Consider the following 17,662-nt stretch of genomic DNA (forward strand, 5'->3'; position numbering starts at 1 on the left):
ACAGTGGGTGCCCGAGGTCTTCAAGATGTCCAAGCCTGCACCCGTTGCCCAGGTTTCCGTTGCCGTGCCTGCGGCAAACAGCGACACCGCCAGTCGCTACTTTCAATTGATGCTGCTGGTGCTGGCCGCCGGGGCGATCTACCCGATCCTCTACCTGCGCCAGGTCTACCAGACCACCATGCTGGACGTGTTCCAGATCAACCACAGCGAGCTGGGCTACCTGTACTCCATGCTCGGCACGATTTTCTTGCTTAGCTACCTGCCCAGCGGCTGGCTGGCCGACCGTTTGCCGCCGCGTTTCCTGATCTTTTTCTCGCTGGTCGCCACCGGTGCGTTGGGCCTGTGGTACTCCAACGTGCCGTCGATGACCGGCCTGATGATCATCTTCGGTTGCTGGGGCCTCACCACCGGCCTGACGTTCTGGGCTTCGGTGCTCAAGCGCGTGAAGATGATTGCCCATCACCGCGAGCAGGGGCGGTTTTTCGGCATCCTCGATGGCGGCCGTGGTCTGGTGGAAGCCTTGCTGGCCACCGTGGCCCTGGGCCTGTTCGCCTACGCCACCGAAACCCGCAGCCAAACCGCAGCCGAAGGCTTCAAACAGGTGGTCTATCTGTACTCCTTCACCTGCATTGCCATCGGCTGCGTGCTGGTGCTGTTGAAAGACCCCAAATCCATGGCCGAGACGGCAGCGGTGGAGAAGGGTAGGTTCAACCTGTTCGCCGACCTCGCGATTTTGGTGAAAATCCCCGAGCTGTGGCTGGTCACCGCGATTGTGTTCTGCGGTTATCACATGTTCTGGGCGACCTACAGCTTCTCCGACTACCTGCAAGGCAGCGGCATGACCGCCGTAATGGCCGGCACCATCACCACCATCAAGCTGTGGATGCGCCCTATCGGCGGCATCGGCGGTGGCTGGCTGGGGGACAAGTTCTCGAATATCTCGGTGCTGATTGTCGCGCTGGCCCTGGTGACCTTGGCCATGGCCGGGCTGATCGTGTTCCCGGCGTTCAACAGCCTGGGCTTGCTGATTGGCACGGTGATCTTTATCGGCCTGATGACCTACGCGATTCGCGGCCTGTACTGGGCCATTCTCGACAGCTGCGACATCCCGCTGCGCATCACCGGGCTGGCGATCGGGATTGTTTCGGTGGTGGGCTACCTGCCCGACACGTTTATCCCGCTGATCAACGGCTACCTGACCGAGACCTACCCAGGCAAGGCCGGCTACAACCTGTATTTCGGCTACATCGCCTTTATCGGCGTGCTCGGCACCCTCGCGGCGCTGACCTTGCGCGCCCGAATCCAGCGTAAAAAATTCAACCAGACAGGTGCCTGAGATGAAAATCGTCGCCCTCGAAACTCATATCGTTGCCGTCCCGCCGCCGCACATCGGTGGCATGTACTGGCTGTTCGTCAAGCTCAAGACCGACTGCGGCATCGAAGGTGTCGGCGAGATCTACGCCGCCACCTTCGGCCCCAAGGCCATGCTGCCGATTATTGAGGATGTGTTTGAGCGCTACCTGCTCAACCATGACCCGCACCATATCGAGCGGTTTTTCCGCCAGGCTTATTCCAGCGGTTTCACCCAACGCCCGGACCTGACCATGATGGGCGTGGTCAGCGGCCTGGAAATGGCCTGTTGGGACATCATCGGCAAGGCCGCCAACAAGCCGGTCTATGAGCTGCTCGGCGGCAAGGTCAACGAGCGTCTGCGCTCCTACACCTACCTGTACCCGGTCAACAGTAACGGCGAGTACGACTACGACGACCCGGACCTGGCCGCCGAGTGCGCCGTCGAGAACATGAACAAAGGCTTCACCGCCGTGAAATTCGACCCCGCGGGGCCGTACACCGCGTATTCCGGCCACCAGATCTCCCTGGAAGTACTGGAACGCTGCGAAACCTTTTGCCGCAAGATCCGCGAGGCGGTGGGCGACAAGTGTGACCTGCTGTTCGGCACCCACGGGCAGATGGTGCCGTCGTCGGCGATCCGCCTGGCCAGGCGCCTGGAAAAATACGACCCGTTGTGGTTCGAAGAGCCGGTGCCGCCGGGTCAGGAAGACGCCATGGCCCAGGTCGCGGCCAAGACCAGCATCCCGATTGCCACCGGTGAGCGGCTGACCACCAAGTACGAGTTCTTCAAGCTGCTGCAGGCCGGCGGCGCATCGATTCTGCAGATGAACGTGGCGCGCTGCGGCGGGCTGCTGGAGGCGAAGAAAATCGCCAGCATGGCCGAGGCCTACTACGCGCAAATCGCGCCGCACTTGTACAACGGCCCGATTGGCGCGGCGGCGAGTTTCCAACTGGCCACCTGCACGCCGAACTTCCTGATCCAGGAAAGCATCATGACCTGGGGCGGCTTCCACGCCGAAGTGCTGACCAAACCGTTGCAGTGGGAGGATGGCTACATCATTCCGTCCACCGAGCCGGGCCTTGGGGTGGAGCTGAACATGGACGTGGTGCGCAAGCACACGCCCTACACCGGTGAGCGCCTGCACCTGCAAATGGCGCCGACCCCGGCTGATGTCAAAGACACTTCGCCCGCCAAGGGCTAATAAAAACGACTTACGCGGTAACCGTGAATGACATACGACTACATCATCGCTGGCGCTGGCGCCGCAGGCTGCATCTTGGCCAACCGGTTGTCCGCCTCGGGCGAGTACTCGGTATTGCTGCTGGAAGCCGGCGGCAAGGACAGCTCCTGGTGGTTCAAGATTCCGGTCGGTTTCGCCAAGATGTATTACAACCCGACCTTCAACTGGATGTATTACAGCCAGCCGCAAAAGCAGCTGGCGGGGCGCGAAATCTACGCGCCTCGGGGCAAGGTGCAGGGCGGCTCGGGCTCGATCAACGCGATGATCTACGTGCGCGGCCAGGCCCATGACTTCAATGACTGGGCGGCCAATGGCAACGACGGCTGGGGCTTCGCCGATGTGCTGCCGTACTTTCGCAAGCTGGAAAACCACCCCCTGGGCGACACCGAGTACCACGGCGGCAGCGGCCCCATCAGCATCACGCCGATGAAGGGCCAGACCCACCCGATCTGCGATGTGTTCCTCAAGGGCTGTGAACAGCTGGGCTACGCCCATAGCGACGACTTCAACGGCCCGAATTTCGAGGGCGCCGGCCTGTACGACGTCAACACCCGCAATGGCGAACGTTGCTCCAGCAGCTTTGCGCACTTGCACCCGGCGCTGGGGCGGCCGAACCTGACCGTGGAGCTGCATGCCCTGGTCGACCGCGTGCTGTTCGATGACCAGCAACGCGCCACCGGCATTGCCGTGACCCAGCATGGCGTGGCCCGTACATTCACGGCGCGCAAGGAAGTGATCCTGTGCACTGGCGCGGTGGATACGCCGAAGCTGCTGCAACTGTCCGGTGTGGCCGACCAGCAACTGCTGGCCGAACACAACATCCCGCTGGTCAAGCACTTGCCGGCAGTGGGCGAGAACCTGCAGGACCACCTGTGCGCCAGCTACTACTACAAGGCCAATATCCCGACCTTGAATGACGAACTCAGCTCGTTGTTCGGCCAGTTGAAACTCGGCCTCAAGTACCTGCTGACCCGCAAGGGCGCGCTGGCCATGAGCGTCAACCAGGCCGGCGGGTTCTTTCGCGGCAATGCTGAACAAACCGATCCGAACCTGCAGCTGTACTTCAACCCGCTGTCGTACCAGATCCCGAAAAACAACAAGGCCAGCCTCAAGCCCGAGCCGTATTCCGGCTTCCTGCTGTGCTTCAACCCGTGCCGCCCCACCAGCCGTGGCACGGTGCGCATCGCCTCGAAAAACCCGCGTGATGCCGCGCTGATCGACCCCAACTACCTGAGCACCGAAAAGGACATCGACGAGGTGATCCAGGGCAGCCGGCTGATGCGCAAGATCATGCAGGCCCCGGCCCTCAAAGGGGTCACCGTGGCCGAGGTATTGCCGGGCGCAGCGGTGCAGACCGATGAGCAGATGCTGCAATACTTCCGTGAAAACAGCGGCTCCATCTACCACCTGTGCGGCTCCTGCGCCATGGGCTCGGACCCGCAAGTGTCGGTGGTGGACAAGCGCCTCAAGGTGCATGGGCTGGTGGGGCTGCGCATTGTCGATGCGTCGATCTTCCCCAACGTGACCTCGGGTAATACCCATGCGGCGGTGTTGATGGTGGCAGAGAAGGGGGCCGACCTGATCCTGCAGGATGCTTGACGTTCAAGAACGTGCCAGCGATTGTTTCGCTGGCGTTGCAACGTCGGTTACCAGCCGCGTAACCGCTCCCATACCTGCACGTCATCGGTTGGCAAAACAGCGTTGTAGCTGCCGAACTGTGCCCCCGTTGCACAGGCATGGTTGGGCAGAATCCGCAGGCGAGTGCCGAGGGGGAATTGCGCGACCACATCCACGCCGGGTTGATTGAAGCGCGCCACGCCATGCTCCTGGTTGGCGCTGCGGAGCAACAACCCATCGATCACTGCACCCTGTTCATCACACACCTGGCCATAACCGAAGTCCTGCTTTTGTGACTGGGTGCCGCGATCGCGGCTCATGGCCATCCAACCGGCGTCGGTGATGATCCAGCCTTTTTCCGCCTGGTGGCCGATCACGCTGGTCAGCACGCTCAAGGCCAGTTCATCGGTTTGGCAGACGCCGATGTTGTGCATCACCAGGTCGAAGAAGACATACACGCCGGCGCGCAATTCGGTGACACCTTCCAGGCTCACCGCCGACAGCGCGGTGGGCGTGGAGCCGACACTCACGTGGGCGCAGGGCAGGCCGGCGGCGCGAATACGCTCAGCCGCCTCGACGCAGCGCGCGCGCTCCTGTTCGGCGATGGCCTGCAAGGCTTCGGGGGTGTCCAGGCCGTAGCTTTCGCCGGCATGGGTCAACACGCCGGTGAGGTTGTCGCCCAGCCGGCGGGCGATCTCCAGCAGCACCGGATCATGGGGCTTGACCCCAGAACGGTGCCCGTCGCAGTCGATCTCGATCATCACCGCAAAGGTCTCGCCTTGCAGGCGGCCAAACTCGACGATGGCCTGGGCGCCGGCGAGGCTGTCGGTGACCAGCGTCAACGCGCAGCCGCGGCGGCGCAGCGCGAGGGCCTGGGGTAATTTATGCGGGGCCATGGCCACGGCGTAGAGGATGTCGAGGATGCCCAGGTCGAAGAAGTACTCGGCTTCCTTCAGCGTCGAAACCGTGATGCCACGCGCACCCGCAGCGGTTTGCGCGGCTACGACCTGGGCACACTTGTGGGTTTTGACATGGGGGCGCAGGCACACGCCCAAGTCGTCGGCACGTTGTTGCATGCGCTGGATATTGCGCTGCATTTTTACCACGTCAATCAGTACGGCTGGGGTGTCCATGGTGCGGGCTCCACAATGAGGGGCAGGGCGAAAATTGACGCCCTGTCCAGGACTGGATATGTTGTCTTGCATGAAAAACACCTCTCCCGAAGAAACCCACCTGATCAGCCAGCTCGAACAGATCGCCGAAGGCTTGAGCAAAACCTTCAGCCCGTTCTGCGAAGTGGTGCTGCACGATTTACGCGACCCGCAGCACGCGATCCTGGCCATCCACAACAACCTCTCGGGCCGCCAGCCCGGTGACCCTGCCACCGAGCTGGGCCTGGCGCGCATCGCCGACCCGGACTACCCGCAGGTGATTGCCAATTACCAGAACCAGTTCGCCGATGGGCGCCAGGTCAAGAGCACCTCAATCGGCATCAAGGACGCCAGCGGCCAGTACGTCGCCGCCTTGTGCATGAACGTCGACCTCTCCTTGTTTCGTGGCCTGCAGGGCCTGCTGGAGCAATTCGGTTCGCTTAGCGGCGACACGCCTGGTGAGTCGCTGGACCCCTCCGGCGCGGACGCCATCCGCGCGCGCATCGATCAGTTCGCCGCGCGCCTGGCCACCACGCCGCGTGCGCTCAAGACCGCGGATCGGCGGGTGCTGCTGCAAGAACTCAAAGACTCGGGCTGCATGGACGTGCGCCGGGCGATGGAAACTGTGGCGTCGCACTTGGGCGTGTCGCGCGCGGCGGTCTACACCTACGCCAAATAACGCGCCACGGCTTCAATCTCCACCTGATAACCGTGGTGCAGCTCGGGCACTGGCACCACCGCGCGGGCAGGGCGATGCTCGCCCAGCGCGGCCGCATAGACCTGGTCGAATGCTGGCCAGTGCTGAACGCCGACCACATACACGGTGACCTTCACCAGATCCTCCGGCGTGCCGCCGGCGGCCGTTAGAATCGCCAGCAGATTCGCCAGCGCCAGCCGGGCTTGCTCGGCAAACGGCGCCGACGGGTTATGCCGCCCATCTGCGCTCACCGGTAGCTGCCCGGAGATATACAACGTGCCTGCGTGGCCGATTGCCTGGGCGTAATGGCCGGCGGGCGTGGCTGCCGTGGGGGTGTGGATGACGTTCATGAGGCCTCGCTGAGCAGGGTGGTGTACTTGTCGATATCCACATTGCCGCCGGTGACGATAATTCCCACACGTTGGCCCTTGAAGTGCTGGCCCAGTCGACGCAACGCCGCCAGGCCCAGGCAGCCGGTCGGCTCCACCACCAGCTTCATGCGTTGCATGAAGAACTGCATTGTGGCCACCAACTCGGCATCCGACACGGTGAGGATATCGGTGACCAGGTCGCGGATGATCGGGAAGGTGTAGCTGCCCAAGTGCTGGGTCTGGGCGCCGTCGGCAATGGTTACCGGGGTGTCGATATGCACAATGCTGCCGGTACGCAGCGACTGCTGGCCGTCATTGCCGGCCTCGGGCTCGACGCCAAACAGCTGGCACTGCGGCGCCAGTGCACGGGTGGAGAGCGCCGTGCCCGAGAGCATGCCACCGCCGCCGAGGCCGACGAACAAGGCATCAAGGGGGCCGGTGAACTCAAGCAGTTCCTTGGCGGCGGTGCCTTGCCCGGCGAGGATGTGGGGGTGATCGTAGGGGGGAATCAGGGTCATGCCGTGTTCACTGGCCAGGGTGCGGCCGATTTGCTCGCGGTCTTGGGTGAACCGGTCATACAGCACCACGCTGGCGCCGTATTCGCGGGTGGCCGCGACCTTGGCGGCGGGTGCATCGGTGGGCATCACGATGGTCGCCGGTATGTCCAGCAAACGCGCTGCCAGAGCGATGCCCTGGGCATGGTTGCCGGATGAAAAGGCCACCACCCCTGCCTTGCGCTGCAATGCGTCAAACTGCGACAGCGCATTGAAAGCACCGCGAAACTTGAACGAACCGGCGCGTTGCAGGTTCTCGCATTTGATAAATACCTGTGCGCCCGTTTCGGCGTCGAGGGTACGTGAGGTGAAAACCGGTGTCCGGTGCGCAACCCCTTCTAGGCGTTCGGCGGCGGCGATGACATCAGGGTAGGTAGGCAATTGCATGGGGGCGGGCCTCGTGTGCATTTATGGATAAAATATCCATAACAAGACAAATAGTAAAGGTGCGTTTGCGCGCGCCGGCATGCTAGCGTTTTCAATTTCCCTGAACTCCAGAGGGTTCGACAGTGATCCGACTGACCGACTACATCGCCGACATCTCCCAATCCCCGCTGGCGCCCTGGGTTGACCTGGCCCCCTGGGCGCTGGTCAGCCAGGCCCCGGCGGTGGTTCGCCAGTTGCTCGCGCAACTGCCTGCCGACGACTACCTCATCGAGAATGAAATCGCCGTCCACCGTAACGCCACGGTCGAGCCCGGCGCGTTGTTGAAGGGGCCATTGATCATCGGTGCCGAGTGTTTTATCGCCAGCGGCGCTTTGCTGCGCGGTGGTTGCTGGGTGGACGCGCACTGCATCATCGGCCCGGGGGCGGAGTTGAAAACCACGTTTATGTTCAGTGGCAGCAAGCTGGCGCACTTCAACTTTGTCGGCGACTCGGTGCTGGGCCACGGTATCAACCTGGAGGCGGGCAGCATCGTCGCCAACTACCGCAATGAGCGCGTGGACAAGGAAGTGTTGGTGCGGGTTGACGGGGTATTGCAACGCACCGGTTGCGACAAATTTGGCGCGTTGCTCGGCGACCAGAGCCGGATTGGCGCCAATGCAGTGCTGGCACCGGGGGCAGTGTTGGCGCCTGCCAGTGTGGTAGGGCGCGGGCAGGTGTTCGACGCAGAGGTATCCGCTTAGACGCAATGTTGAAAAGATCATGGTGTCGCGGCAGGATATTAAATAGAATGAATCTCATTTGAGACTCACTCGCGCCGCGCAGGTTGCTTGCCATGAATGATGCCGTTGTCACGACCCACGCCCCCGAGCTGACCCTGTCGAGCCTGTACCATGACCATCGCAGCTGGCTGGAAAACTGGCTGCGGCGGCGCCTGGGTAATGCCTGGGATGCGGCAGACCTGAGCCAGGATACGTTCTTGCGGGTGCTGGCCAGTGCCCAGCCGCTTGCGCAGATGCAGGAACCGCGGGCGTACCTGGTCACCGTCGGCAAGCGCTTGCTGGTGAATTTCCACCAGCGGCGCAGCCTCGAACAGGCCTACCTGAATGCCCTGGCCAGCCTGCCCGAGGCCAGTGTGCCGTCGCCCGAACAGCGTTGGCTGGTGCTGGAAACCCTGCAGGCCCTGGATGAGTTGCTCGATGGCCTGCCGGTGTCTGTACGCCGCGCCTTTCTATTGAGCCAGCTGGAAGGGTTGGGGTATCGCGATATCGCCGAGCGCCTCCGCGTCTGCGAGCGCACCGTGAAACGCTACATGGCCCAGGCCTACGAACATCTCTTGCTGGTGGACCTGTGAACCCTGACGTTGCGCGCGCCGCCGCCCAGTGGCTGGCGCTGCTCGAATCCGGCGCGGCGACCGAACGGGATCATGCTGCGTTGCAGCAGTGGCGCGATAGCCATCCCCAGCATGAACAGACCTGGCAAAAAGCCCAAACCTTACGCCAGCGTTTCAGCGGGTTACCCCAGGTCTTGGCCATGGCCAGCCTCGACCGCCCGCAACCCGGCCGCCGTGCCGTGCTCAAGCGCGCCTTGGGGTTCGCCGCGCTGGTGCCGGCGGCGTGGCTGCTCAGCCGCCAATTGCCCATCGAGGCCTGGCGTGCCGACTTGCACACCGCCACCGGCGAGCGCAAACGGCTGCCGTTGGCCGATGGCGCCAGCCTGCAACTCAACACCGCCACGGCGGTAGACGTGGACTTGGCGCAGCGGCGCATCACCCTGGTGGACGGTGAGCTGGCGCTGAACGTACCGGGGGGCACGGCAATGACCGTACACACCCGCTACGGCCAGTTGCGCGTCAGCCAGGCCGAAGTGTGTGTGCGGCAACTGGCGTCCGGCTGCCTGGTGTCGGTGCTCAAGGGGGCGGTGCAGGTGCGTGACCTGAAGGGGCAACTGGCGACGCTGCAAGGCGGCCAGCAAGCCCCGTTGCAAGCCGCCGGGCTCGGCGCCTGGGCGCCCTTTGATGTGCTGCAACTGGGCTGGCGTGACGGTGTGTTGACGGCGCAGAACCAGCCTTTGGGGGATTTCCTGCGGGAACTGGAGCGCTATCGCCCGGGTGTGCTGCGCTGGGATTCAAGCCTGGAGGCGATGCGCGTGACCGGCAGTTTCCGTCTCGACGACACCGACCGTATCCTGAACCTGCTGGCCCAGACCCATGGGTTCAAAGTGCAGGCCCGCACCAAGTATTGGGTGACACTTTCCTGAATACACCAAAGGTTAATGTGGGAGGGGGCTAGCCCCCGATAGCAGTGTGTCAGCCAGTACATCTGGCGACTGACAGTCCGCTATCGGGGGCAAGCCCCCTCCCACATTTGATCAGCAGTGTTCTCACTGTGGTGTCAGATCACATGCGCCCGCTGCAACCCGGGCAAGGACAACGCCTTGGGCAGTGCCTGGGCAAAGCCCTTGAGCCCGACTAAGTTGTTGCCTGATGCGGCTTATGTGACAAGCAGACTTTTGTGGGGGCGCTTTTGTGGCAAACGGGCTTTTGTGGGGGAGTGCTTTTGTGGCAAACGGGCTTTTGTGGCGAGCGGGCTTGCCCGCGTTGGGCTGCGCAGCGGCCCCAAAATCTTGGGAGCGCTACGCACTCCAACGCGGGCAAGCCCGCTCGCCACAAAACCTTGGCTCGATAGCCTAGATCACATGCGCCCGCTGCAACTCGGTCAAGGACAACGCCTTGAGCTGCGCCAGCAACGGGTCACGACGGTCCCGCGGGTGGGGCAGGTCCACCGTCAGTTCCTGGCGAATGCTGCTCGGCCGGTTATCCATCACCAGCACCCGATCACTCAGGTACAGCGCCTCGTCCACATCATGGGTCACCAGCAGCAGCGCGATGGCATGGTGGGCGGCCAGCTGCAGCAGCAGGTCCTGCAGTTTCATACGGGTAAAGGCATCCACCGCGCTGAAGGGTTCATCGAGCAACAGCACCTGCGGGCGTGAGTACAGACCCCGCGCGATGGCCACCCGTTGCGCCATGCCGCCGGACAACGCCTTGGGCAGCGCCTGGGCAAAGCCCTTGAGCCCGACTTCCTCGATCAACTGCGCGACCCAGGCCTTGTCGTAGCCGTTGTCATCGCTGAAACCGATGTTCTGTTCCACCGTGAGCCAGGGCATCAGCCGCGGCTCTTGGAATACAAAGGCGACTTCACCATCGGGGCTGCGCAGTTCGCCCTGGAAGTCCTTTTCCAGCCCGGCGACGATGCGCAGCAAGGTGCTTTTGCCGCAGCCGCTGGGGCCCAATAGGCTCACGGCCTCCCGTGGTTGCAAGGCCAGGCGCACGTTTTGCAGCACGGTGGTGTCGGCAAAGCTTTTGCGCGCGACGTGAATATCCAGCAAAGGCTGCGTGCTCATTGTCCGGCTCCCTGAAAGGTATCGCGCCACGCCAGGCAGCGTTTCTCCAGCGCGGCGAGCAGGCCATCGCTGACCTTGCCCAGCAACGCCAGCACGATGATCGCCGCCAGCACGATGTCCGGCCGTGAGGTTTCGCGCCCATCACTGAGCAGGTAACCCAAGCCTTTGGTGGCCGCGATCAGCTCGGCCGCCACCAGGAACATCCACGCCAGGCTCAACCCGCTGCGCAACCCGGTGAACAGCCCGGGCAGCGCGGCAGGCAACAGGATGCGCCGCACCAGGCGCCGCCGGCTGAAGCCGTACATTTGCCCGACCTCCACCAGCTTGCGGTCGATATCACGGATCGCTGCCACGCCATTGAGGTACACCGGAAAAAACGCGCCAATCGCGATCAACACGATTTTCGAGGTTTCATCGATTCCCAGCCACAGCAGCAACAGCGGCACCCAGGCCAGGCTCGGGATCGAACGCAGCCCGGCGAAGGTCGGCTCAAGATACGCCTCGGCCTCACGGCTCAAGCCCACCCAGGCGGCGAATACCAGGGCCAGGCTGGCGCCGATGGCAAAGCCGAGCAGCACCCGTGCGAGGCTGGCGCTGATGTGTTTCCACAAGGCGCCTTGGGCCAGGTCGGCGAGGGTCACGGCGATCTCGCTCGGCGCTGGCATCTGGTAGGACGGCAGCCAACCCACGCGCACCACCGCCTCCAGAACCAGCAGGATCAGCACCGGCAACACCAGCCCCTTGAGCCTGCGTGGCCAGGCGCTGCGGTTGACCGTCACCGGTACAGGAAGGGGCAATGCTTGGCTTTTGCTGGTCATCACGGACTCCTTACTGGCCGAACGAGGTGTCGATCAACTGGTCGATCACTTGGTCCACATTGACGCCTTTGCGCACCAATTCTTCGGACACCAAGATCGGTGCGGCCGCTTTCGACGCCAGCACATCCTTGCTGCTCAGGAATGGAGTGCTCAGGTCGGTTCGCGACAGTTGCAGCTTGGCCACTTCCAGCGGCAGGCCGGACTCATCGGCGAGCAGCTTGGCGAACTCATCCGGGTGCTTCACCGCCCAGTCGCGGGCTTTTTCATAGGCACCAAGCACCTTGGTGATGGTTTGCGGATGCGCCTTGGCGAACTTTTCGGTGACGCTGACCACGCCATAGCTGTTGAAATCCTTGTTGCGGTACAGCAGGCGTGAACCGGCCTGGATTTCACTCGCGGCCATGTGCGGGTCGAGGCCGGCCCAGGCGTCCACATCACCTTTTTCCAGCGCGGTGCGGCCGTCCGGGTGTTGCAGGTGCACCAGTTCCACATCGTCCTTTTTCAGCCCGGCCAACTGCAGGCTGCGCAGGGTGAACAGGTACGGGTCGGTGCCTTTGGTGGCGGCGATTTTTTTGCCTTTGAGGTCGGTGACGCTCTTGAGCGGCGAGTCCTTGCGTACCACCAGGGCGGTCCATTCGGCGCGGCTGTAGACATACACCGATTTGATCGGGCTGCCGTTGGCGCGGCTCAATACGGCGGACAGGCTGGCCGAGGAGGCGAAATCCACGCCGCCGCTGTTGAGGTATTCCAGGGAGCGGTTGCTGCCCTGGCTCAGTACCCAGCCGACCTTGCTCTGGGGCAGCGCCTGTTCCAGCCAGCCGAAGTGCTTGAGCACCAGGCTTACAGGCGAGTAGTAGGCGTAGTCGAGGTTGACTTCGGCCGGATCGGTGTCGGCCGCAAAGGCCTGCGGTTGCAGGCAGAGGGCGAGGGCGCAAGCGCTCAATAGACGTCTGGTAAAGGGTTTCATGGAACAGCTCCGGCAAGGCGTTTGAGAGAAGGCTTTTCTTATATTCAGAAAATCGAACTGGCATGGTTGTTCATGCTTTACAGGAATATGCAGTCTCTGTGCCATTAGGCGTGCAAACGTATTTTCGGGGCTGGGTGGGAAGGGCGCTGTGGTGTTACCGGGCAAATTGTTGAACTGATGTTGCCAGAGCAACATCTTCACGGGCTGCGAGGAAAAGTCTGATAGAGAACCTTCGCCTCCGCTTGATAGGTTGGCGGCCTAGGAACATCCACGGGACAGGGAGGTTGAGTCGTTATCAGGAGTTCGCCATGCAGCTGTCGTCTTTCCCGGCAGGTTCAGGTTTTCCCATCCCTGGCGAGTCCGCCAGTAACCTTTCAAACGTGCCGCTTGAACAGCACTCCGCATCAGCACATAACCGCGTTCGCGAGGATGACTCGGCAGCGGTAGACGACGACTACGAAGCGGCCTCCAAAGCAATACCGGAACAAGACGTACCGAAGCACTTTCACGCCAAGGTGATTGACGCCAGGCACATGGATCACAGTGCATACCTGAAAGGCTACGAGTCTCCTACCACCGTCAAGTTGCCGGGTTATTCCGCAACGATGAGCCACGTGGCCCTCATGCGGCTGGCGCTGGATAAACACTTAGGCCCGCAGCAGTTGGGGGCGTTGTGGCGTTTGAGCGAACAGCGCAGTGCCTTTCCTTATCAGGCCGCGGTGCTGCAATTCACGGAGCTGATGACGGGCGAGAAGGTGAAAGTGACGCCGATGGCACAAGGTTACTATCTCTCCTTCACTAACCAGGCATCGGGTGGTGAATGCGCGGCAATCTCACATTTGTTGGCGTTCGCCGTGGCGGAGGGTAAACAGCATGTCCTGCTGGGCAATTTCTATCAGGCGTTGGCCAACCCAGGTGCTCCCGAATCCAAGGCGTTTTTTCAGATTGTCAGAGAAATCCAGGCGCGGGTGAGTATTATTTCAATAGGGCATGACCCCGCCACCTTGAGGGTTGCTCCGTACACCACGATAGCGCCCCAGCTGATCGGTTCGCCCACCACCAAAACACTCTTTATAGGTGCCGAGGCCCATCGTGTGACCGCAGGTGTAATCGTCACCCCCCAAGGCCAGCGTAGTTACTACTACAACGACCCGAACCTTGGTTTTGTCGAATTCTTTTCGGCCAAGGCGTTTGAACAGGGGTTGAAAAAGATCTTCACCAGCGACGAGCTGAAGTCAGCCGTTCCCCCTATCAAGCAAAGCGCACCAAACGATCCGAAATACAGGATCAGTGTATTTAACCCAAATCGCATTCCTGAATATTCCAGTGCCAACAATAGTGTCAGGTTTACCTATGACCTGCCCCTGAGCGGGCTCGATTCCGTCGAGATCATCAATGCCTCCCGCGTGCCGACGGCAGACGACTTTCGCAGCTATGGCCCGGCCCCGGCCGCGTCGCACCGTCGAGCCTACAGCCAAGTGTCAGAAGGGCTGGATAAACTCCACCAGCTCAAAGGTATGTCCCAGTACGAGCAGGCGCTGAAGGTATTGCGCCGTGTCAAAAAATTTATTGCGGATCACCCAGATAGCCTATTGAAATCCGTTATGGGAATGCTCAAACAAAAGCTTACCAACACGATCAATGAAGCTAGCGCGCCTGCGGATTATCCTTATGCCTTTGAACTTATTGAGCAGCAGCGGGCAAGGCTGGCCGCGCAGAACCTGGGGGAGCCCAGAGAGGCCCGGAACAAGGTTTTACAGGGCGTAAACGTCAGGATAGAAAACCATGGCCACCTCAATCTGAACAAGCTCAGGCTGGTATTCACCGCTGTTGACGCCGCGCTGCTCAAGCTTCAACAGCGTGATCCGGCAACGGCGAATTCACTGGGTACGAAGATGGACGTGGTGGTTGCCAACCCCGGCGATCAACCGGAAACACGCTTGTGTCTGGGAGAACCGCCCACCCTGATTATCGGCGACGATTTTTTTGCGCCGCCTTCTCTGGGCGACAACAGCGTCGCCGATCGAATCGCAAACCAGGCCCCAGGCTCTGCCGGTGATCCCATCGTGCAAAAGCAGGCCGCGCTGATTGCCGGCAAACTCGGCATGGTGGGCTACTACAAGGCACAGCCCAAGGCGTTCCTCGCGATGGCTGAAAACCGCGACCCGTATACCGGCGGCGGTCATCAACTGAGCAAACGTGCGCACAGAAGTGCAGGTGATTTCCTCTCGGAAGCCTTCACCGCTCGTCTCTACGATGGGCAACTCGACAACCGCGCGGAGGCTGGGCTCAAAACGCTGCTGTCACCGCCACCGGCACCGGTTCCCAACGTCAGGCCGGTTGCAACGCCACTGGCCAGCGCGAGCAGGTCGACCGACGAGGCCGATATCGCACGCTTGCAAAAACTCGATAAGACCCGCCCCCCGATCCGCATCGGCGAAGCGCAGGTCAGCCGTGTCGACCTTTACAAGATGGGCGCGAGGCTCGACGGCCAGCCGATTGAAGACGCGCTGACGGCAGACCCGCAGGGGCGCAAGCTGGCTAGCAGCTTACAGATCGATTACAGCCGCTTTGCGGCGAACCTGAAGGCGGCGTCCAGTGACGTCACTGACCGCGTGGCAAATATCCTCGGTGAAATCGCGACGAACCGTGACCCAGCCAATCCCCCCTTGATCAGCCGCGCCGACGGTGGGCATGTGCCGGAATCGCTGCAAACGCCCCTGCGCGAAATGGCGCAGCACGCCGCGGACATGCAAGGGTTGCAGAGCAACAACAAACCGCTGGCAGCGGATTTTTTCTCCTCGGGGTCTACGGATACAGCGGGTGCAAGCAAAGCCGCAGGGCTGGGGTTTCGGGCCTTCAGCACCTTTCAGGCGCTGCGCAGTGCCGTCGATAACCTGCAACAGGGCAATACCACTGCCGGCGCGATCGGCCTGGGTGCCTTGGCTGCGGATTATGTCGGCTTGGGTGCAGAAATCGGCTTGAACAAGGTCGCGCAAAAAGCCATCGCGGATAAGGCGCCGTCCATCATGCGTTTCAAGGCCGGCAGCCTGGGCAAGATGATCGGCAAGGCCGCCGGCGGGGTAGGCCTGGTATTCAGCGTGCCGTTTGATACCTATAACGCCGTCGACTCGTTCAAGAAAGCCGCCCGCAGCAGCGGCAAAGAGGCCCAGGACCACTACGTCAATGGGGCTTTCGCCGTGACCAATGCCGTCACTTCCATCACTCTGGGCGCTGCATTTATGGCGGGTGCCGGGGTCGCCGGGCCGGTGGGCCTGATCGTGGCGGGCACATTGATGGTTGCGCAGTCGATTTATTCAGCCGTGCGCACCGTCGAGGACATCGATAAACATACATCGCTGTCAGGTGTGCAGAAATTCACGCTCGGCATGCAGTCATTCCTGGGGTTTGAGCCTGGATTCGCGGTGATGAAACCCTATCTGGAAGCGAAATACGCCAAAGAGTACGCGGCGCAGAACCAGGCCCGTTATGAGGCTTTCCTCAAGGGTGAGGGCAAGGAGTATTTCGAGCGTGTTGTCTTTGGTTCGACTGATGTAGAGGCCAAACAGACTCCGGGCAAGGTCCGGCTTACGCCCGCGCTCTGGTACTCACCGGTCACGTGGCTGCTGCATCAGATCAAGGTACCGGGCCAGGTCCCGACAGTCAGTGCCAAAGGGGGCGGCGATAGCTTTCTCGGCCCTTTCAAATCAATGAACGGCAAGCCGGTTCACGCTGTAGAAGGCGAGCAGGGCGAACACAAGGCCACGCTCTGGGACATGGGGGACGGCGATGACTGGGTGGTAGGGATGGAAACCAAACCCAACTATTTCTTACTCGGCGGTGGCAAAAAAGCAATCAAGGGGGGCAGTGCGGACGATACGGTTGTCATCAACGCCGATGCACGCCAGACCCTGGAGCGCGCCCGACAAGTCGCGGAAACCGAAAAGGACGGTTTCAGCCCCCGGCAAATCTCAATCGATGGCGGCGGCGGGCGCAATACGTTGACCTTTTCGGGGGCGCTCAGCAGCACCTATAGGGAGGGAGGAGAGGATAAAACCGCCCAATACGTAGGGCATGTGATCAACCTCAAGACCCACACCGTCGCGATAAAAACCGAACAGTCGAATACGGACGGCGTGAAAAAAATCGCCCACGCCCAGTCATTTTCCAATGTGACGACGGTGGAGAACGGCGAAAGCCTGGTCCAGGGCAATGACGAAAACAATCTCATCACCCTCAATGGTGATAACGATGTGGCTTACACCGGCAAGGGCGCGAACGTGATTGTTGTCAACGGTGGCGCCGATATCTTTGCCGAGGGCGGGTTCAATACGTACGTGATCAACAAGCACCATCTGGGTGTGACCATTGTTGATCCGGCCGACAGTGTGATCAGGCTGGACTACAGCGCCGCGCAAGTCGCGGATTGGAGTGTTTCACCCGAGGGCGATCTGGTGGTGATCCTGTACGGGCAAACTGATCGGCAAACGCAGAAGCTGGTTATCCGGCAGGCATTTGCCAAGGACTCAACGGACGATAGGGCGCGGCCGACATTTATCACCAACGACGGCCTGCTGATGACGATCACTGCCCCACGTAAGGCTGGCTCGTCCTTGCGAGTGCCCCAGGTGAACGGGGTGAAAATTGAAGCAAGCCATTTCTAGTGGCATGACCTGGGCGTGGCGATTGATATATCTGTATGGAATAAACAAATAGATATATATTCCTTTTAATGTTCTGGTCGATGGCGCATTTTGAGGGCCTGCGCATTCGTGCGGATTGACCCAACAGCTAAAGGAAACCCGACATGACCATTAAAGCGATCAACGTGCGCAACCAGTTCAAGGGTGTGATCAAGGAAATTCTGCTGGGGGAAGTGGTGTCTGAAATCGACGTGCAAACGGCCTCCGGCATCGTGACTTCGGTGATCACCACGCGTTCGGTACGTGACCTGGAATTGAAAGTGGGCAGCGAAGTGATTGCCTTCGTGAAGTCCACCGAAGTGTCCATCGCCAAGCTGTAAATGCGGGAGGGGCTCCCCGATGGCAGTGGGTCAGATAGAGATAAGCTGACTGACGCAACGCTATCGGGAGCACGTCGAGTC

At 61.3% G+C, this 17,662-nt stretch carries 15 protein-coding genes; 9 read left to right on the forward strand and 6 right to left on the reverse strand.

Annotated elements, in window-relative coordinates; all coding sequences use genetic code 11:
• Positions 1–25 precede the first annotated feature (25 nt).
• The 3 genes from CXQ82_RS13395 to CXQ82_RS13405 are packed head-to-tail and all read left to right on the forward strand — an operon-like array spanning position 26 to position 4,193.
• Complete coding sequence (locus CXQ82_RS13395) at positions 26–1,336, forward strand: nitrate/nitrite transporter (protein WP_101269657.1); 1,311 nt, start codon at positions 26–28, stop codon at positions 1,334–1,336.
• Between the two features lies 1 nt (position 1,337).
• Entirely contained in the window at positions 1,338–2,555 is a 1,218-nt protein-coding gene (locus CXQ82_RS13400; protein ID WP_101269659.1) for a mandelate racemase/muconate lactonizing enzyme family protein, read from the forward strand.
• A gap of 27 nt (positions 2,556–2,582) precedes the next feature.
• The gene (locus CXQ82_RS13405) at positions 2,583–4,193 is read left to right on the forward strand and encodes a GMC family oxidoreductase (protein WP_101269661.1); all 1,611 of its coding nucleotides are present in this window, start codon (positions 2,583–2,585) and stop codon (positions 4,191–4,193) included.
• 47 nt (positions 4,194–4,240) lie between these two features.
• Here CXQ82_RS13405 and CXQ82_RS13410 read toward each other — a convergent pair whose 3' ends face one another.
• Entirely contained in the window at positions 4,241–5,344 is a 1,104-nt protein-coding gene (locus CXQ82_RS13410; protein WP_101269663.1) for an alanine racemase, read from the reverse strand.
• Positions 5,345–5,414: 70 nt separating this feature from the next.
• Between CXQ82_RS13410 and CXQ82_RS13415 the strand changes: the two genes are divergently transcribed.
• Positions 5,415–6,041, forward strand: a complete 627-nt coding sequence (locus CXQ82_RS13415) for a transcriptional regulator (protein WP_101269667.1) — start codon at positions 5,415–5,417, stop codon at positions 6,039–6,041.
• On the opposite strand, the gene CXQ82_RS13420 is transcribed toward CXQ82_RS13415, so the two are convergent.
• Positions 6,029–6,409 (reverse strand): RidA family protein, encoded by a 381-nt coding sequence (locus tag CXQ82_RS13420; RefSeq protein ID WP_101269670.1) that lies wholly within the window; start codon positions 6,407–6,409, stop codon positions 6,029–6,031. The two genes, CXQ82_RS13415 and CXQ82_RS13420, sit on opposite strands and share 13 nt — an antisense overlap.
• Entirely contained in the window at positions 6,406–7,371 is a 966-nt protein-coding gene (locus CXQ82_RS13425) for a threo-3-hydroxy-L-aspartate ammonia-lyase (RefSeq protein ID WP_101269672.1), read from the reverse strand. Before CXQ82_RS13425 ends, CXQ82_RS13420 begins: the two co-directional genes overlap by 4 nt.
• Positions 7,372–7,493: 122 nt before the next feature.
• Here CXQ82_RS13425 and CXQ82_RS13430 point away from each other — a divergent pair, with 122 nt between their 5' ends.
• The 3 genes from CXQ82_RS13430 to CXQ82_RS13440 all read left to right on the forward strand — a co-directional run bounded on the left by CXQ82_RS13430 (position 7,494) and on the right by CXQ82_RS13440 (position 9,627).
• Positions 7,494–8,111, forward strand: a complete 618-nt coding sequence (locus tag CXQ82_RS13430; RefSeq protein WP_101269674.1) for an LpxA family transferase — start codon at positions 7,494–7,496, stop codon at positions 8,109–8,111.
• Positions 8,112–8,203: 92 nt separating this feature from the next.
• Positions 8,204–8,722, forward strand: a complete 519-nt coding sequence (locus CXQ82_RS13435) for a sigma-70 family RNA polymerase sigma factor (RefSeq protein ID WP_101269676.1) — start codon at positions 8,204–8,206, stop codon at positions 8,720–8,722.
• Positions 8,719–9,627, forward strand: a complete 909-nt coding sequence (locus CXQ82_RS13440) for a FecR domain-containing protein (protein ID WP_101269680.1) — start codon at positions 8,719–8,721, stop codon at positions 9,625–9,627. The genes CXQ82_RS13435 and CXQ82_RS13440 overlap by 4 nt, the downstream gene beginning before the upstream one ends.
• Before the next feature lie 429 nt (positions 9,628–10,056).
• Here the strand turns inward: CXQ82_RS13440 and CXQ82_RS13445 are convergent, their stop codons facing one another.
• The 3 genes from CXQ82_RS13445 to CXQ82_RS13455 are packed head-to-tail and all read right to left on the reverse strand — an operon-like array spanning position 10,057 to position 12,558.
• Positions 10,057–10,773 (reverse strand): ABC transporter ATP-binding protein, encoded by a 717-nt coding sequence (locus tag CXQ82_RS13445; protein ID WP_101269682.1) that lies wholly within the window; start codon positions 10,771–10,773, stop codon positions 10,057–10,059.
• A complete protein-coding gene (locus CXQ82_RS13450; protein WP_101269685.1) occupies positions 10,770–11,591 on the reverse strand; it encodes an ABC transporter permease in 822 nt (273 codons plus the stop codon). The genes CXQ82_RS13445 and CXQ82_RS13450 overlap by 4 nt, the downstream gene beginning before the upstream one ends.
• Before the next feature lie 10 nt (positions 11,592–11,601).
• A complete protein-coding gene (locus CXQ82_RS13455; RefSeq protein WP_101269688.1) occupies positions 11,602–12,558 on the reverse strand; it encodes an aliphatic sulfonate ABC transporter substrate-binding protein in 957 nt (318 codons plus the stop codon).
• Positions 12,559–12,866: 308 nt separating this feature from the next.
• Here CXQ82_RS13455 and CXQ82_RS13460 point away from each other — a divergent pair, with 308 nt between their 5' ends.
• Both CXQ82_RS13460 and CXQ82_RS13465 read left to right on the forward strand, forming a co-directional pair.
• A complete protein-coding gene (locus CXQ82_RS13460) occupies positions 12,867–17,222 on the forward strand; it encodes a hypothetical protein (RefSeq protein ID WP_101269690.1) in 4,356 nt (1,451 codons plus the stop codon).
• Between the two features lie 143 nt (positions 17,223–17,365).
• Positions 17,366–17,581, forward strand: a complete 216-nt coding sequence (locus CXQ82_RS13465; protein ID WP_003173733.1) for a molybdopterin-binding protein — start codon at positions 17,366–17,368, stop codon at positions 17,579–17,581.
• Positions 17,582–17,662: the final 81 nt, after the last annotated feature.

Source organism: Pseudomonas sp. S09G 359 (genome assembly GCF_002843605.1).
In the GTDB taxonomy this organism is placed as follows: domain Bacteria; phylum Pseudomonadota; class Gammaproteobacteria; order Pseudomonadales; family Pseudomonadaceae; genus Aquipseudomonas.

Excerpts from the sequence above, each read along its gene's own strand:
- CXQ82_RS13395 (WP_101269657.1), top strand. The coding sequence starts at position 26 with ATGTCCAAGCCTGCACCCGTTGCCCAGGTTTCCGTTGCCGTGCCTGCG.
- CXQ82_RS13445 (WP_101269682.1), bottom strand. The coding sequence starts at position 10,773 with ATGAGCACGCAGCCTTTGCTGGATATTCACGTCGCGCGCAAAAGCTTT.
- CXQ82_RS13420 (WP_101269670.1), bottom strand. The coding sequence starts at position 6,409 with ATGAACGTCATCCACACCCCCACGGCAGCCACGCCCGCCGGCCATTAC.
- CXQ82_RS13450 (WP_101269685.1), bottom strand. The coding sequence starts at position 11,591 with ATGACCAGCAAAAGCCAAGCATTGCCCCTTCCTGTACCGGTGACGGTC.
- CXQ82_RS13405 (WP_101269661.1), top strand. The coding sequence starts at position 2,583 with ATGACATACGACTACATCATCGCTGGCGCTGGCGCCGCAGGCTGCATC.
- CXQ82_RS13460 (WP_101269690.1), top strand. The coding sequence starts at position 12,867 with ATGCAGCTGTCGTCTTTCCCGGCAGGTTCAGGTTTTCCCATCCCTGGC.
- CXQ82_RS13400 (WP_101269659.1), top strand. The coding sequence starts at position 1,338 with ATGAAAATCGTCGCCCTCGAAACTCATATCGTTGCCGTCCCGCCGCCG.
- CXQ82_RS13435 (WP_101269676.1), top strand. The coding sequence starts at position 8,204 with ATGAATGATGCCGTTGTCACGACCCACGCCCCCGAGCTGACCCTGTCG.
- CXQ82_RS13410 (WP_101269663.1), bottom strand. The coding sequence starts at position 5,344 with ATGGACACCCCAGCCGTACTGATTGACGTGGTAAAAATGCAGCGCAAT.
- CXQ82_RS13425 (WP_101269672.1), bottom strand. The coding sequence starts at position 7,371 with ATGCAATTGCCTACCTACCCTGATGTCATCGCCGCCGCCGAACGCCTA.
- CXQ82_RS13415 (WP_101269667.1), top strand. The coding sequence starts at position 5,415 with ATGAAAAACACCTCTCCCGAAGAAACCCACCTGATCAGCCAGCTCGAA.
- CXQ82_RS13455 (WP_101269688.1), bottom strand. The coding sequence starts at position 12,558 with ATGAAACCCTTTACCAGACGTCTATTGAGCGCTTGCGCCCTCGCCCTC.
- CXQ82_RS13465 (WP_003173733.1), top strand. The coding sequence starts at position 17,366 with ATGACCATTAAAGCGATCAACGTGCGCAACCAGTTCAAGGGTGTGATC.